Annotated in this window: 12 protein-coding genes; 2 read left to right on the top strand and 10 right to left on the bottom strand. The window is 74.3% G+C overall.

Annotation, left to right across the window (positions count from 1 at the left end):
• Positions 1 to 16 precede the first annotated feature (16 nt).
• The gene (locus tag AQJ30_RS06560; protein ID WP_067229800.1) at positions 17 to 451 is read right to left on the bottom strand and encodes a hypothetical protein; all 435 of its coding nucleotides are present in this window, start codon (positions 449 to 451) and stop codon (positions 17 to 19) included.
• 217 nt (positions 452 to 668) lie between these two features.
• On the opposite strand from AQJ30_RS06560, the gene AQJ30_RS06555 reads away from it, so the two are divergent.
• Entirely contained in the window at positions 669 to 869 is a 201-nt protein-coding gene (locus tag AQJ30_RS06555) for a DUF4287 domain-containing protein (protein WP_067229797.1), read from the top strand.
• 55 nt (positions 870 to 924) lie between these two features.
• Here AQJ30_RS06555 and AQJ30_RS06550 read toward each other — a convergent pair whose 3' ends face one another.
• The 8 genes from AQJ30_RS06550 to AQJ30_RS06515 form a co-directional block, all read right to left on the bottom strand.
• A complete protein-coding gene (locus AQJ30_RS06550) occupies positions 925 to 3,006 on the bottom strand; it encodes an SWIM zinc finger family protein (RefSeq protein ID WP_067230912.1) in 2,082 nt (693 codons plus the stop codon).
• Positions 3,007 to 3,254: 248 nt separating this feature from the next.
• Positions 3,255 to 6,182, bottom strand: coding sequence for a DEAD/DEAH box helicase (locus AQJ30_RS06545; protein WP_245726823.1), 2,928 nt, complete (start codon positions 6,180 to 6,182; stop codon positions 3,255 to 3,257).
• A 200-nt stretch (positions 6,183 to 6,382) separates the two neighbouring features.
• On the bottom strand, positions 6,383 to 6,976 hold the full coding sequence (locus AQJ30_RS06540) for a sugar kinase (RefSeq protein ID WP_067229795.1): 594 nt from the start codon (positions 6,974 to 6,976) through the stop codon (positions 6,383 to 6,385).
• A complete protein-coding gene (locus tag AQJ30_RS06535) occupies positions 6,973 to 8,118 on the bottom strand; it encodes an ROK family glucokinase (protein WP_067229791.1) in 1,146 nt (381 codons plus the stop codon). Before AQJ30_RS06535 ends, AQJ30_RS06540 begins: the two co-directional genes overlap by 4 nt.
• Before the next feature lie 169 nt (positions 8,119 to 8,287).
• Entirely contained in the window at positions 8,288 to 9,067 is a 780-nt protein-coding gene (locus AQJ30_RS06530; protein ID WP_067229789.1) for an ATP-binding cassette domain-containing protein, read from the bottom strand.
• Entirely contained in the window at positions 9,064 to 10,104 is a 1,041-nt protein-coding gene (locus AQJ30_RS06525; protein ID WP_067229786.1) for an ABC transporter permease, read from the bottom strand. Before AQJ30_RS06525 ends, AQJ30_RS06530 begins: the two co-directional genes overlap by 4 nt.
• Complete coding sequence (locus AQJ30_RS06520; RefSeq protein WP_067230902.1) at positions 10,101 to 11,105, bottom strand: sugar ABC transporter substrate-binding protein; 1,005 nt, start codon at positions 11,103 to 11,105, stop codon at positions 10,101 to 10,103. The genes AQJ30_RS06525 and AQJ30_RS06520 overlap by 4 nt, the downstream gene beginning before the upstream one ends.
• A 202-nt stretch (positions 11,106 to 11,307) precedes the next feature.
• A complete protein-coding gene (locus tag AQJ30_RS06515; RefSeq protein ID WP_107119521.1) occupies positions 11,308 to 12,045 on the bottom strand; it encodes a GntR family transcriptional regulator in 738 nt (245 codons plus the stop codon).
• Positions 12,046 to 12,174: 129 nt separating this feature from the next.
• Here AQJ30_RS06515 and AQJ30_RS06510 point away from each other — a divergent pair, with 129 nt between their 5' ends.
• Positions 12,175 to 13,200 (top strand): Gfo/Idh/MocA family protein, encoded by a 1,026-nt coding sequence (locus tag AQJ30_RS06510; protein ID WP_067229777.1) that lies wholly within the window; start codon positions 12,175 to 12,177, stop codon positions 13,198 to 13,200.
• 37 nt (positions 13,201 to 13,237) lie between these two features.
• Here the strand turns inward: AQJ30_RS06510 and AQJ30_RS06505 are convergent, their stop codons facing one another.
• Positions 13,238 to 14,431 (bottom strand): cytochrome P450 family protein, encoded by a 1,194-nt coding sequence (locus tag AQJ30_RS06505; protein WP_169808462.1) that lies wholly within the window; start codon positions 14,429 to 14,431, stop codon positions 13,238 to 13,240.
• Positions 14,432 to 14,442: the final 11 nt, after the last annotated feature.

Below are 14,442 nucleotides of genomic sequence, written 5' to 3'. Positions count from 1 at the left end.
CTGGCTGGTCTGTTGATCACTTGCTGGACAGGCGAAGATCGCCGGACCAGGTTTCGCAGCGGACACGGCCGGAGCCGAAGGCGATCTCCAGTGCGATCCGCCCGCTGTCCGCAACACTCTCTTCACTGACCGCCAGCACCCTCTCGCCGAGGTGGTCCGCGAACGGAGTCTCACCGTTGACCGGTACCACCTCGACGCGGCCTGACTCCGCCATGTCGTATCTCGCGAAGGGGTTCGATGTCTCCACGATCAGGCACCAGTCCGAACCGGTCGTGATACGCGTGGCGACCGCTTCGCTGTCGATCAGCCACACGTCCAGTGGGCCGGACGGAGCCTCCGAGCCGTACAGGTGCCACGAGGCAACTACTTGCTCAAGACACCGCCCGACCAGGTAGTCGGGACGCACACCGCCCCCGTGCAAAGGGCACTCGCTCACTGTCTTCGTCTCCACGCATCGACCGTACCGTCAAGCGAACCCCCAGCTCACGTCCTTGTACGGGACGCCCCGCGGCCTCGAACTCCGTGTGATGCAGCCCACGTTCGGCGGGCGATGACCTGAGCCGTGCCCGGCCGTCATACCTGTGACAACAACGCCCCGCGGCCGGACGGACCCCCGTGGCGCGGGCGGTTCGAGTGCAGCCAGCACAGACAGACGGGACACTGCCGACATGACCGACGCCGTCAAGGGCCCTGCGAGCTACTTCCCCGCCATCGAGAACAAGTACGGTCGCCCGGTGGCGGAATGGAAGGACCTCATCCGCTCGTCGCCGCTGACCCGGCACATGGAGCTCGTGAACTGGCTCAAGGCCGAGCACGGGCTGGGGCACGGTCATGCCAACGCCCTCGTCGCACACACCCTCGCGGAGTAGCCGGGCCGTCGCACCGGCGGCCCGGCGGTCGGAGTCGTACGGTCCGCCCGACGGCTCAGAGGGTGTCCGGGTCCGTCGCCAGGCCGGTCAGGGCTCCTACCGGGTCCGGGTCCGGGGTGCCGCGGGGCCACCAGTCGTCCTGGTCGGGTTCGGACTCGTAGGCGTACCAGAGGCCGTCGTGGCCCAGGCGGAGCTGTATGTGGCCGCGGGGGTGCGTGAGGCGGTTGCGCCAGGGGCGGAAGGCCGGGAGGTCCGCGGCGAGGAGCAGCGGGCGGGCGCGGTCGAAGCGGCCCGCCGGCGGGTCCCACGGTTCCTCCAGGACGGCCAGGCCGTCGGGGCCGCCCTGCCGCCAGGCCGCCACCGCGCGGGCCAGTTCGGCCGGGGTGCGGCCCGCGGCCGACGCCAGGGAGGAGTAGAGGGCGCGGCTGCCGGCCGTGAGACCTGAGCCGGGGCGGGCGGCGGCGAGCCGTACCGCGTCCTGCCACAGCGTCAGTTCCCCCACCTCGTCCCGGCCGGTCGCCAGGAGGGCGTGCGCGCGGGCGGCGGCGTCGGTGGCGAGCTGGTCGAGCGCGAAGGAGTCCGGGCCGTCCGGCACCGACGGGTACGCCGGGGGCTGCTCCGGGTGCGGCGGCAGGGGCAGGGGCTGCGGCAGGGGGCTCAGCCGCCGTTCCGGAGCCAGGGCTTCCGAGGCGCGGACGCCCGGCAGCGGGTCGGGGCCGTGCTCCTGGGCCGCCCGTGCCGCCCGCGCGGCGTTGCGGCGGGACAGCGCGTCCAGCAGCTCCCGCTCACCCCGGCCCCGCAGCAGGAGCAGCACGAACGGGTCGGCGTCCAGCAGGCGTGCCGTCTGGTAGCAGAGCGCGGCGGCGTGCTTGCAGGGGTGGCCGCGGTCGGGGCAACTGCACTGCGGTTCCAGGTCGCCCGCTTCCGGCAGCAGGGGTACGCCGCAGTCGGCCAGGGAGTGGGGCAGTTCCTTGTCCAGCAGGGCCGCGATGTGGCCCGGCCGCTCCACCGCCGCCTCCAGGAACCGCTCCCAGCCCTCCTCGCCCAGCGTGCGCAACCGCACCTGCACCCGGTACGGCCGCGGCCGGCTCCCCTGCACGTACGCCAGCACCGATCCCGGGGTCACCGTGATCGCGTCCACGTGTCCCTGCTCGGCGTACCCCCGGCCCCGCAGCAGCCGCTTGACGTCGAGCGCGCCTTCCTCCAGCGCGGTGATCCAGGCGTTGCCCCACCAGGTGTCCGCGAACGGGGCGGGCGAGGAGCCCTCTTCCCCGGGCCTGCCGTCCGGGCCGGCCTGCGCGGGCTTCCGGGGCGGGAACGCGGGGAACGTGCGCCGCAGGTCACCGTCGCGGCCCGGGGCGGCCATCGAGCCGGGCGCGGTGCGCGGCGGCGCGACGGCGGGCGGTGCTTCGTGGTGACGCTCGGGGTCCGGAGCGGTCCGGGAGTCCGGGGCGGAGGCCGCGGGCTCCTCCTGCCAGGCTCCCGCTCCGGGGGCGTTCACGCATGACGGTGTCGGCTCCTCCCCCGCGTCGTCGTCCGACGGCATCCGAAACGCGTCCGCCAGCAGACTCCGCACGTCGCCCGCGCGTCCACCGGGGACACGGGTGGGCTCGGCGCGTCGGCGGCGGGACGCCGGGCCCCGTGACGCACCCGGGTCCGGTGCCTCGCGGCGCGCCTCGGCCCGCGCCGACCGCAGGGCCTCCCTGGCGAGGGCCGAGGGCCGGGTCGCCGGTCCGTCCGGGGGCGGCGGGCGGACGCCAGTGTCTGCGTCTGCGTCTGCGTCACGGTCGGGAGTGGGGGGCGCTGCGGGACGGGGGTGGGTGGCTCCGTGCGTGTCCACTTCCCGCTCCCGCTCCTCGGGGGACGGGTCGTCACGCTCTCGGTCACGGTCACGGTCCGGGACGGCGTCCTCCTCCGCCGCGGCCGTGCGGACGACGGCAGGCCGGCGTACGTCCTCGACCGCGCTGCCGGGTTCGGCGGCGCCGTCGGCTTCCGAGGCGCTGTCGGCTTCCCCCACCGTCGGCGTCTCCCCGCTCGGCGCTTCCCTGTCCGCCCTCGCCCGCCGCAGCGCCTCGCGGGCGATGTCGGCCGGTCGGCGCGGACCCTCGCCGGGATGCTGGCGGGTCGGCAACTCCATGGCCGGAGCCGCGACTTCGGCGCGGGTCGATTCGTCCGAGGCAGGCGTCGGCGTCGCCTCAGGGCCGCCCGTGTGGGCGTGGCCGGTCGTCGGCGCCGCCTCCGTCTCAGGCTGCTCCGCGCTCCCCCGGCCGCCCCTCGCGGCCCGCAGCGCGCGTCGGGCCGCGTCCGCCGGGCGGTCGCCGTGGTGGGCCATGTCGCCGTCGTGGGGCTTGTCGCCGTGGTCCGTCACGTCGTCCTGGTCGGTCATCACGCCTCCCTCCGCAGCGAGACCAGGTCGGACAGCTCACGGTCGGTGAGTTCCGTGAGGGCCGACTCGCCGGAGCCGAGGATCGCGTCGGCGAGGGCGCGCTTGGCCTGGAGCATGTCGGCGATGCGGTCCTCGACGGTGCCCTCGGTGATCAGGCGGTGGACCTGGACGGGCTGGGTCTGGCCGATGCGGTAGGCGCGGTCGGTGGCCTGCTCCTCCACTGCGGGGTTCCACCAGCGGTCGAAGTGGACGACGTGACCGGCACGCGTGAGGTTCAGGCCGGTGCCGGCCGCCTTGAGGGAGAGGACGAGGACCGGGGTCGCCCCGCTCTGGAAGCGGTCCACCATCCGCTCGCGCTCGGCCACCGGCGTCCCGCCGTGCAGCAGGTCCACCGGGACCGCCCGGCCGGCCAGGTGCGCGGCGATCAGGCGGGCCATGCCGACGTACTGGGTGAAGACCAGCGCCGAGCCGTCCTCCGCCAGGACGGTGTCCAGCAGCTCGTCCAGCAGGGCGAGTTTGCCGGAGCGGGCGACGAGGCGGTCGTCGGCGTACTGGCCGTGCTCCTCCTTCAGGTACAGCGCGGGGTGGTCGCAGATCTGCTTGAGCGCGCCGAGCAGCTTGAGGACCAGGCCCCGGCGGGCGATGCCCTCCGCGCTCTCGATGACGGACAGCGACTCGCGCACCACCGCCTCGTACAGCGCGGCCTGTTCGCGGGTGAGCGGGACCGGGTGGTCGGTCTCCGTCTTGGGCGGCAGCTCGGGGACGATGCCCGGGTCGGACTTCTTGCGGCGCAGCAGGAAGGGGCGGACCAGGCGGGCCAGGCGCTCCACGGCCTGCGGGTCCTCGCCGTTCTCGACGGCGCGGGCGTGCCGGGCGCGGAACGACTTCAGCGGGCCGAGCAGCCCGGGGGTCGTCCAGTCGAGCAGGGCCCACAGCTCGGAGAGGTTGTTCTCGACGGGCGTGCCGGTGAGCGCGATCCGTGCCGGGGACGGGATCGTGCGCAGCGCCTTCGCGGTCGCCGAGTAGGGGTTCTTCACGTGCTGGGCCTCGTCGGCCACGACCATGCCCCAGGGCTGGCGGGCCAGGGTCGGGGCCGCGGAGCGCATGGTGCCGTACGTGGTGAGCACGAAGCCGCCGGTGAGGTCGTCCAGGGTGCGCTCGGGTCCGTGGAAGCGGCGGACGGGGACGCCGGGTGCGAAGCGGGTGATCTCGCGCTGCCAGTTGCCGAGCAGCGAGGCGGGGCAGACCACGAGCGTCGGCTCGGTGCGGGCGCGCTTCAGGTGCAGCGCGATGACGGTGATGGTCTTGCCGAGGCCCATGTCGTCGGCGAGGCAGCCGCCGAGGCCGAGGGTGGTCATGAGGTCGAGCCAGGCCAGGCCGCGCAGTTGGTAGTCGCGCAGGGTCGCGTGCAGGCCGGGTGGCGGGTCGGCCGGGCGGACGCCGGCCGTCAGGCGGTCGCGCAGGGCGGCCAGGGCACCCACCGGGACGGCCTCGACCGTCTCGCCGTCGACCTCGGCGGTGCCGCTGAGCGCGACGGACAGCGCGTCGACCGGGTCGAGCAGGCCCAGTTCGCGTTTGCGGGCCTTGCGGACCAGCGCCGGGTCGACGAGCACCCACTGGTCGCGCAGCCGGACGACCGGCCGGTGCGCCTCGGCGAGCAGGTCCATCTCGGTCTCGCTGAGCGGGTCCCCGCCGAGCGCCAACTGCCAGCGGAACTGGAGCAGTTCCTCGCTGTCGAAGAAGCCGGTGCCGTCGGTCGCCGAGCCCGGGGCGGGGCGGACGACCGCGGTCGCGGCGAGGTCGTGGGCGAGGTCGCGCGGCCAGTGGACGGCGACCCCGGCCGCCGCGAGCCGGCCGGCGGCGACGCCCAGCAGGTCGCCCAGCTCCTCCTCCGACAGGGCGAGCACGTCGGGCGCGTCCTGCTCGGCGAGCCGGGCCAGGGGCGGCCAGACCCGGGCCGCGCGCCGCACGGCGAGCGCCGCGTCCACCCGCGCGCGGGGCCCGAACGCCGCGTCGGCCTCGCCCGCCCAGAGCGCCGCCGCGTCGGCCACCAGGGTGGGGTCGGCGAGGCTGTGCACCTGCACCACGGCGGCCCCGGCGCTGCGCGCCCCGCCGGCGCCCGCCCCGCCCCCGGCGTCGAACAGGTCGTACGCCGACAGGTCCAGGCGCAACGAGATGCGCACGCCCGCGTCCATGCCCGCGGCGACCTCGGCGGCCCAGTCCTGGGCGCCGCGCAGCCGCTGCGGCCTGCGGTCGGCGAAGGGCCTGCCCGAGGCGTACGGGGCGGCCGGGGTGCGGGGCAGGGTGTCGGCGACGGCGTCGAGGAAGGCGCGCATCAGCGCCTCCGGCTGGGGCAGTCGCAGCGGTCCGGGGCCGGGGAGCGGCACGGCGTGGCCCTCGGGCGGGAGGGCGGCGGCGACCGCGCGCAGGTGGGCGACGTCCTCGGGGTCGAGGGGGCCCGCCCGCCAGGCGTCGTGTCCGGTGGGTGTGAGGCCGGGCAGCAGGCGGCCGCGGGCGGCCAGCCGTACCGCGTGCAGCGCCGCCGCGCCCCAGCAGGCCGTGGCCGGGTGGGCGGTGGGGTCGCGGCGGGCACGCACGAGCAGCGGGAGCGCCCGGTCCAGCGGGAGCGACAGCGCGGGGGCCTGCCTGCGGCGGACCGAGGAGCCGTGGCGGCGTACGACCGTCAGCTCCGTGCGCTCGGCCTCACCCTCGGGGGTGGGCAGCGGGCCGTCCGACGGGTCCCACAGGGCGATGCGGCCCTCGCGCGGGAGGGCGGCGGGCAGGAAGACGGCGGCGAGGCGCACCGGGACGGACGCCGGTGCCGGTGCCGTCGCCGAGGATGCCGCCGCTCCCGGGACGGCCGGGTGCGCCGGGACGGCCGGGTGCGCCGGAGCGGCCGCCCGCTCCCCCGTGGCCGTGTCGCCCATGAGCCCTGTTCACCTCCCGCCCGCGTCCCGGATCAGTCGTCTTCGACTCTACGGGCGGGGTCTGACAATCGGCCCCACGGCCGACGGCCCACCGGACGACCGGCCCCCACGGCCGACCACAGTCCGGACGACCGGCCCCGACGACCGACCACAGTCCGGACGACGGGCCCCTGCGCTCGGCCGCGCACCGTACGCCCCGGTCAGGGCACCGTCCGCGAGACGACGTACACCATCGGGTAGGTCGGATTGCCGGTGTTGACCACCACGTCCTGGGTCGGCTGCGGCTTCTTCTGCTGGCGGATCAGCCCGAAGTAGTCGCCGGGGCGCGAGCCGGGGCCCGAGAACTTCCAGCCGGTGACCTTCTGGTCGCGGGCGCTGATCGTGATGCGGTCCTTGGTCAGGTCGTCCCGATTGACGCCCAGGTCGGAGAGGAACTGGTCCAGGCCCGCGTGGGTGGTCTGGAACTGGACGTAGAGGCGGCTGGTCTTCCAGTTGTTCGTCTCGTAGTACGCGACCTTGTTGGACGGGTGCGGGACGGGCACCTGGTACAGCGTGCGCTGGACCTTCGACGGCCAGCCCTCGGTGAGGCCGGTCGCGGAGTACTTCTTCTCCTTGTCCAGGCCGCTGTCGCGGCTCTGCGCGGCGGAGATCACCAGGTAGCCGGCCGGGACGCCGATGAGCAGCCCGATGATGAGCAGGGTGAGCGTCCGGCGGCGGATCATGTGGCGGCGGTCCTCGGGCGGACGGGGCGGCTCGTCCGGCGGCGCGGCCTGGCGGGGCAGCGAGGCGGTCATGCCGTGTCCCTCGTGCGGCGGAACTCGGCGAACCGCTCGTAGCGCTCGTACCGCTCGACCCGGCGCCGCTTGGCGCGCCGGAAGCGGCGGGCGACCAGGCGGGCGAGGTCGGCGGCACCGACCATGCCGGCCTCGGGGCCGAGCTGGGCGCGCACGATGCGGGCCTCGGGGCGGTAGCCGCGCCCGGTGAGGTGCCGCTTGAACGCGTCGCGCGCGGGGCCGATGAGCAGGTCGTCGGCGGCCGAGACGCCACCGCCGATCACGAAGCAGGACGGGTCGAGGGCGGCGGCGAGGTTGGCGATGCCCACGCCGAGCCACTGCCCGATGTCCTGGAGCAGCTCGACGCACATGGCGTCGCCCTCGCGGGCCAGCTCGGTGATCATCGGGCCGGTGATGTCGGCGATGCTGCCCTTGACGTGCTCGACGATGCCGTACGCCACCGGGGAGTCGGCGGCGGCCAGCTCGCGGGCCTCGCGGACCAACGCGTTGCCGGAGCTGTACTGCTCCCAGCAGCCGCGGTTGCCGCACGGGCAGCGGTGACCGCCGGGCACGACCTGCATGTGGCCGAACTCGCCGGCGACGCCGTACTTGCCGCGCTTGACCTGGCCGTCCTCCAGGATGGCGCCGCCGATGCCGGTGCCGAGGGTGATCATCACCAGGTGGTCCTCGCCGCGCCCGGCGCCGAAGCGCCACTCCGCCCAGGCGGCGGTGTTGGCGTCGTTGTCGACCAGCACGGGGACCGAGAGGCGGCCGGAGAGGCGGTCGCGCAGGGGTTCGTTGCGCCAGTTCAGGTGGGGCGCGAACAGGACGCGGTTGCGGTCGGCGTCGATCCAGCCGGCGGCGCCGATGCCGACGGCGTGCACGTCGTGCCGGTCGGACAGGTCCAGCACCAGCTCGACGATCGTGTCCTCGACGACCTTCGGGCTCTTGGACTTGTCCGGGGTCTCCGCGCGGACCTTCTCCAGGATGTTGCCGTCGGCGTCCACGACGCCCGCCATGACCTTGGTCCCGCCGATGTCGATGCCCACCGTGGGCACGCGCGGCGCGGTCAGGTGGGAGCGGCGCTCACGCGTGCCGACGGTGCGGAGCGCCGGCGCACGGCGCGAGCCGATGGGGGCGCTGAAGTTGCCGTAGGTGCTCATCAAGGCCCGATTCTGCCGCACGGTCCCCCAGGGCGCCGAATGGGGCAACGGCGCGGAGCGCGGGGCCGCACCCACGCGCGCGTGGCGACGTACCGTGGGCCGGCCCTTCCGCCCAGGTCCGGCCCGTGGAGCGAACAGGACGGTGCGCCCCGGCTCACGCGAGCCGGCGTCAGCCGCGGTCGCGTCCCCCCAGTTCGTGGCTCAACGCCTCCAGCTCGCTGCCGCCCGCCATCTGGTGGGTGAGCTCCTCGAGCGTGATGCGGTCGCGCGTGTGGTGGCCGACGGTGGTGCCCCGCTTCAGCAGGACGAACCGGTCGCCGACGAGGTACGCGTGGTGCGGGTTGTGGGTGATGAGCACCACGCCCAGGCCCTCGTCCCGGGCCGCCGCGACGTACTTCAGGACCATGCCCGACTGCTTCACGCCGAGCGCTGCCGTCGGCTCGTCGAGGATGAGGACCTTGGCGCCGAAGTACACCGCGCGGGCGATCGCCACGCACTGGCGTTCGCCGCCCGACAGGGTGCCGATGGGCTGGTCGACGTCGCGCAGGTCGATGCCCAGGCGCAGCAGCTCCGCGCGCGTGGTGCGGCGCATGAAGTCGACGTCCAGGCGCTTGAAGGGGCCGGCGCCCTTGCGCGGCTCCGAGCCGAGGAAGAAGTTGCGCCACACCGGCATGAGCGGGACGACGGCCAGGTCCTGGTGGACGGTGGCGATGCCCCGGTCCAGTGCCTCGCGCGGGGAGGACAGCCGGGTCTCCTCGCCGTCGAGCCGCAGGACGCCGCCGTCGTGCTGGTGGAGCCCGGCGATGATCTTGATCAGGGTCGACTTGCCGGCGCCGTTGTCGCCGAGGACGCAGGTGATCTCCCCCGCGTGGACCTCCAGGGAGACGCCGTCGAGGGCGCGGACGGAGCCGTAGTGCTTGCTGACGCCGGTCAGCTCGACGAGGGTCACTTGGCCGCCTCCGCGCGCTTGCGGACCCAGTGGTTGAGCAGGGTCGCGAGGAGCAGCATCGCTCCGAGGAAGAACTTGAACCAGTCGGGGTTCCACTCGGCGAAGACGATGCCCTTGCTGGTCATGCCGAACAGCAGGGCGCCGACCGCCGAGCCGACGGCGCTGCCGTGGCCGCCGGTGATCAGGCAGCCGCCGATGACGGCCGCGATGATGTAGATCAGCTCGTTGCCGACGCCCTCGCCGGACTGGACGACGTCGTAGGAGAAGAGCAGGTGCTGGCCCGAGATCCAGGCGCCGAGGGCCACGCCCATGTAGAGGGCGACGCGGGTGCGGGCGACGGGGACGCCGACCGCGCGGGCCGCGTCCGCGTTGCCGCCGACGGCGAGGATCCAGTTGCCGGCCCGGGTACGCAGCAGGATCCAGGAGGCGACGGCGACCAGGGCGAGCCACCACAGGATGGTGACCTTCACGTCGACGCCGCCGACGGTGAGCGTGGAGGCGAAGACCGCGTGCGCGGCGGGGAAGCCCTCCATGTCGGCGATGGTCTTGGTGGAGACCGTGCCGTCGATCAGCTTGGTGAAGCCGAGGTTCATGCCGGTGAGCATCAGGAACGTGCCCAGGGTGACGATGAAGCTGGGCAGCCGGGTGCGGGTGAGCAGGAAGCCGTTGAAGGCGCCCACGGCGAGGGTGGCCAGCAGCGACACGCCGACGCCGACCCAGACGTTCGCGGTGAGCTGGTAGCTGGTCATCGACGAGATCAGCGCCGAGGACGTGACCAGGACGCCGGCCGAGAGGTCGAACTCACCGCCGATCATCAGCAGCGCGACGGGCACGGCCATGATGCCGATCGTCGAGGACGCGTACAGGACGGTGCTCAGGCTCGACGCGCGCAGGAAGCCGTCGGCGGCCAGGGCGAACACCACGAAGACCGCGACCGCGCCGACGACCGAGCCCAGCTCGGGGCGGCTCAGCAGGCGACGCGCGGACGCACTCTGCAGGAACCTTTCTTCACGGATTCCGTCCGTGGCCGCGTTCATCGGGTCCCCCGCTGCGTGTACGCGGCGAGCGCGGCGGCCTGGTCCTTGGTGACGATCTGCGGGCCGGTCAGCACGGGCCGGCCGCCGCCGAGGGTGTCGGCGTTGTACTTGTACAGCCACAGCAGGTCCACGGCCTCGTAGCCCTGGAGGTAGGGCTGCTGGTCGACGGCGAAGCCGAGGCTGCCGTCCTGCAGGCCCGCGGCGACCTTGGCGTTCAGGTCGAAGGTGTCGATCTCGGCGGTGCTGCCCGCACCGCGCCGGGCCTGTACGGCGGTGTCGGCGTACGGCGCGCCGAGCGTGACCACGGCGTCGGTCGCCCGGTCCGTCTGGAGCTTCGCCTCCAGCGCGGACTGGACGTCGGGCATGCTCGTGCCGTTGACGTAGAGCCGCTGGAGCGTGCCGTGGAAGGTCTTCGCCACGCCGTCGCAGCGCTGCTCGTGACCGACGTTGCCCTGCTCGTGCAGGAGGCACAGCGCCTTCTTGCGCCCGCGCCGGTTCAGCTCCTCGCCGACCGCCTCGCCGGCCACCGACTCGTCCTGGCCGACGTGGGTGAGCGCGCCGAAGGCCTTGGACTGCTCGGACCCCGAGTTCACCGTGATCACCGGGATGCCGGCCTTCCTGGCGCGGGCCAGGGCGGCCTTGAGGGCGTCGGGCTTGGCGAGCGAGACGATGATCCCGTCGACCTTCTTGTCGACGGCCGCGTCGACGAGCTGCGCCTGCTGCTGCGCCTCGTCGTCGTGCGAGTAGAGGAACGCGATGTTGTCCTTGAGGGCGGCCTGCTCGGCGCCGCTCTGGACGATGTCCCAGAACGTGTCGCCATCGCCCGAGTGGGTGATCATCGCGACGGTCCAGCGGGGGGTGTCCACCGCCGCCCTGCCGTGCGCGGCCGCGGCCTTGCGGGCGTCCTCGGCGCGCTTGCCCCCGGTGCTGCTGCACCCGGCGAGCGACACGCACAGTGCCCCCGCCAACGCGATCCCTGCCCAGGTCCGAAACCGTGCCACGAGGCCGTGCCCTTCTTGCCGTGTGCTGTCGTGCGCGCGTCCGGCGGCGGTCATGACGGTTCACCGTTCACCGGACGCAAACGCCCCATTATCGAACACGGGCTCGGGCGCGGTCGGCCGGGGGACCCGGGAGCGGTCGCATTGTCCGGACAATGCGACGAAACGGGTCCCGCACCGGGGGTCGGCGGGCCGGGTCCTGGCGCTACGGCCGGACCAGGAGCTGGAACTCGAAGGAGTAGCGGCTCGGGCGGTAGATGTGGTCGCCGAACTCGACCGCCCGGCCGGTGTCGTCGAACGTCGTGCGCTGCATGGTGAGCAGCGGCGCGCCCTCGGCCTCGGTGAGCCGCTCGGCCTCGGCGGCGGTGGCGGCGCGGGCGCCGATCGACTGGCGGGCGCTGTGCAGGGTGATCCCGGCGGACCGCATCATCCGGTACAGGCCGGTGGCCTCCAGCTCCGCGGTGTCCAGGTCGAGCAGGCCGGAGGGCAGGTGGTTGCAGAGGTACGCCATCGGCTCCCCGTGGGCGAGCCGCAGCCGCTCGATGCGCTGGACGTCGTCGCCCTCGGGCACGCCGAGCGCGGCCGCGACGCCGGCGGTCGCCGGGACGACGGTGTTGACCAGGACCGAGGTCGCGGGGCGCTGGCCGGCCGCCTCCAGGTCGTCGTAGAGGCTGCTGAGTTCCAGGGGGCGTTTGACCTGGCTGTGCACGACCTGGGTGCCGACGCCCCGGCGGCGCACCAGGAGGCCCTTGTCGACCAGCGACTGGATGGCCTGGCGGACGGTCGGCCGGGACAGGCCGAGCCGGGCCGCCAGCTCGATCTCGTTGCCCAGCAGGCTGCCCGGGGTCAGCGCGCCGTGCTCGATCGCCGCCTCCAGCTGCTGGGACAGCTGGAAGTACAGGGGGACGGGGGAACTGCGGTCCACCCGGAGGTCGAGCTGCACGGTCGGGTCCACATCTGGTTTCGGCACGGCCCGAGCGTAGCTCCGTGGCCGGTTGACGGGAAGTTGTGTAGTCCGATTGTCCGGACATACGCATTGACAGCGCGCGGAGTCCGACCGCACCTTGGTTCCATGCGCATCGGGGTCATCGGGACGGGCCGCCTCGGCACGATCCATGCGAACACGCTCAGCCGCCACCGTGAGGTCGGGTCGCTGATCCTGACGGACGCGGACCCCGCGCGGGCGCAGGACCTCGCGCTGCGCCTCGGCGAGACGGCGGCACCGGGGGTGGACGAGATCTTCCGGTGGGGCGTCGACGCGGTGGTGATCACCACCTCGACGTCCGCCCACGCCGACCTGATCGGCCGGGCGGCGCGCTCCGGGCTGCCGGTCTTCTGCGAGAAGCCGATCGCCCTGGACCTGCCCGGGACCCTGCAGGCCATCGCGGAGGTCGAGTCCGCCGGGACCGTGCTGCAGATGGGTTTCCAGCGCCGCTTCGACACCGGCTACACGGGCGCGCGCGAGGCGGTGCGCTCGGGACGGCTCGGGCGGCTGCACACCGTGCGGGCGGTGACGTCCGACCAGGCGCCGCCGCCGCCCGAGTGGCTGCCGGTGTCCGGCGGGATCTACCGGGACGCGCTGATCCACGACTTCGACGCGCTGCGCTGGGTGACCGGGCGCGAGGTGGTGGACGTCTACGCCGCCGGGTCCGACGCGGGACCGCCGGTGTTCCGGGCGGCCGGGGACGTCGACACCGCGGCCGTGGTGCTCACCCTGGACGACGGCACGCTGGCCACCGCCACGGCGACCCGGATGAACGGCGCCGGGTACGACGTGCGCATGGAGCTCGCCGGGGAACGGGACCAGATCGTCGTCGGCCTGGACGACCGCACGCCGATCGCGTCGACGGAGCCGACCGGCCCGCCCGCCGCGGACAAGCCCTGGGCCGGGTTCCTGGAGCGCTTCGCCCCCGCGTACGAAGCCGAGCTCGCCGCGTTCGTCGAGGTGGTCCGGGGCGAGCGCGCCAACCCCTGCGACGGGCGCGAGGCCCTCCAGGCCCTGCGCATCGCCGAGGCCTGCGCCCTCTCCCACCGCGAGCACCGCCCGGTGTCCCTGCGGGAGGTCCCGGGGGCGCCGGAGCCGACGGGGCTGGGGTGAGCCGGGCCCGGCCCGGTGGCGCGTCCCGGCGTGGCCCTCAGGGCGTCCACCGCACCGGCAGCGTCCGCCGCCCCCGCATCAGCATGCCGGGCAGCCATGTGTCGGGGGGCGGTCCGTCGAAGGCGAGGGCGGGGGCGCGCTCCAGCAGGGCGCCCAGGGCCGTGCGGGCCTCCAGGCGGGCCAGCGGGGCGCCCAGGCAGTAGTGGATGCCGTGGCCGAAGGCGAGGTGCCCGCGCGTGTCGCGGCCGATGTCGTAGCGGTCCGGGTCGCCGAAGCGCGCGGGGTCGCGGCCGGCGGCGGCCAGGCCGATCAGCACCGGGTCGCCCTTGTCGAGGGTCACACCGGCGATCTCCACGGGCTCCACGGCGAACCGGTACGTGGCGTTCTCCACCGGCCCCTCCCAGCGCAGCGTCTCCTCGACCACCCCGTCGAGCAGCGCCGGGTCGGCGCGCACGGCGGCCAGGTGGGCGGGGTGGGTGAGCAGGGCGTGCACGGCGTTGGTGATGAGGTTGACCGTGGTCTCGTGGCCGGCGACGAGCAGCAGGAACGCCATGCCGCGCAGTTCGCCGACGGAGAGCCGGTCGCCGTCCTCGGCGGTGGTGCGGATCAGCTCGCTCAGCAGGTCGCCGCCCGGCCCGGCGCAGCGCTTGTCCTCGATCAGCTCGGTCAGGTACGCGCCGAGCCGGATCAGCGCGTCGCCCTCGCTGTCGGCGTCGGTGGGGGCGACGATCTCGGTGGACGTCGCGCGAAACGCGGCGCGGTCGATCTCCGGGACACCGAGCAGCTCGCAGATCACGGTGAGGGGCAGCGGATAGGCGAAGGACTCCACCAGGTCGGCGCGGCCGCGGGGCAGCATCGCGTCGAGCAGGTCGCCGGTGATCCGCTCGACGCGCGGGCGCAGTTCCTCCACGCGGCGCGCCGTGAACGCGCGCGAGACCAGCGAGCGCAGGCGGGTGTGCTGCGGCGGGTCGCTGATCAGCAGGTGCTTGCCGACGGTCTCCACGTCCAGGAAGTGCATCCCGAGCCGTTCGCTGTCCTTGATCAGCCGCGGGTCGGTGAGCGCGGCGCGCGCTTCCTCGTACCCCACGACGAGCCAGGTCTCGTAGAACCCGTCGCCGCCGGGCAGGCGCACCCGGTGCACCGGCCCGCGCTCGCGCAGCCGGGCGTACAGCGGGTGCGGGTCCCTGCGCAGTTCCTCACCGCGGTCGCCCCAGTCGACCACCTCGGTCATCGCCGTCCTCC

It is taken from the genome of Streptomyces longwoodensis, from assembly GCF_001514125.1.
In the GTDB taxonomy this organism is placed as follows: domain Bacteria; phylum Actinomycetota; class Actinomycetes; order Streptomycetales; family Streptomycetaceae; genus Streptomyces; species Streptomyces longwoodensis.
The sequence above is the reverse complement of the archived record's forward strand: the minus strand, read 5'-3'. Positions and strand labels throughout refer to the sequence as shown.

Excerpts from the sequence above, each read along its gene's own strand:
- AQJ30_RS06555 (WP_067229797.1), top strand. The coding sequence starts at position 669 with ATGACCGACGCCGTCAAGGGCCCTGCGAGCTACTTCCCCGCCATCGAG.
- AQJ30_RS06550 (WP_067230912.1), bottom strand. The coding sequence starts at position 3,006 with ATGGAGTTGCCGACCCGCCAGCATCCCGGCGAGGGTCCGCGCCGACCG.
- AQJ30_RS06545 (WP_245726823.1), bottom strand. The coding sequence starts at position 6,182 with ATGGGCGACACGGCCACGGGGGAGCGGGCGGCCGCTCCGGCGCACCCG.
- AQJ30_RS06540 (WP_067229795.1), bottom strand. The coding sequence starts at position 6,976 with ATGACCGCCTCGCTGCCCCGCCAGGCCGCGCCGCCGGACGAGCCGCCC.
- AQJ30_RS06535 (WP_067229791.1), bottom strand. The coding sequence starts at position 8,118 with ATGAGCACCTACGGCAACTTCAGCGCCCCCATCGGCTCGCGCCGTGCG.
- AQJ30_RS06525 (WP_067229786.1), bottom strand. The coding sequence starts at position 10,104 with ATGAACGCGGCCACGGACGGAATCCGTGAAGAAAGGTTCCTGCAGAGT.
- AQJ30_RS06510 (WP_067229777.1), top strand. The coding sequence starts at position 12,175 with ATGCGCATCGGGGTCATCGGGACGGGCCGCCTCGGCACGATCCATGCG.
- AQJ30_RS06505 (WP_169808462.1), bottom strand. The coding sequence starts at position 14,431 with ATGACCGAGGTGGTCGACTGGGGCGACCGCGGTGAGGAACTGCGCAGG.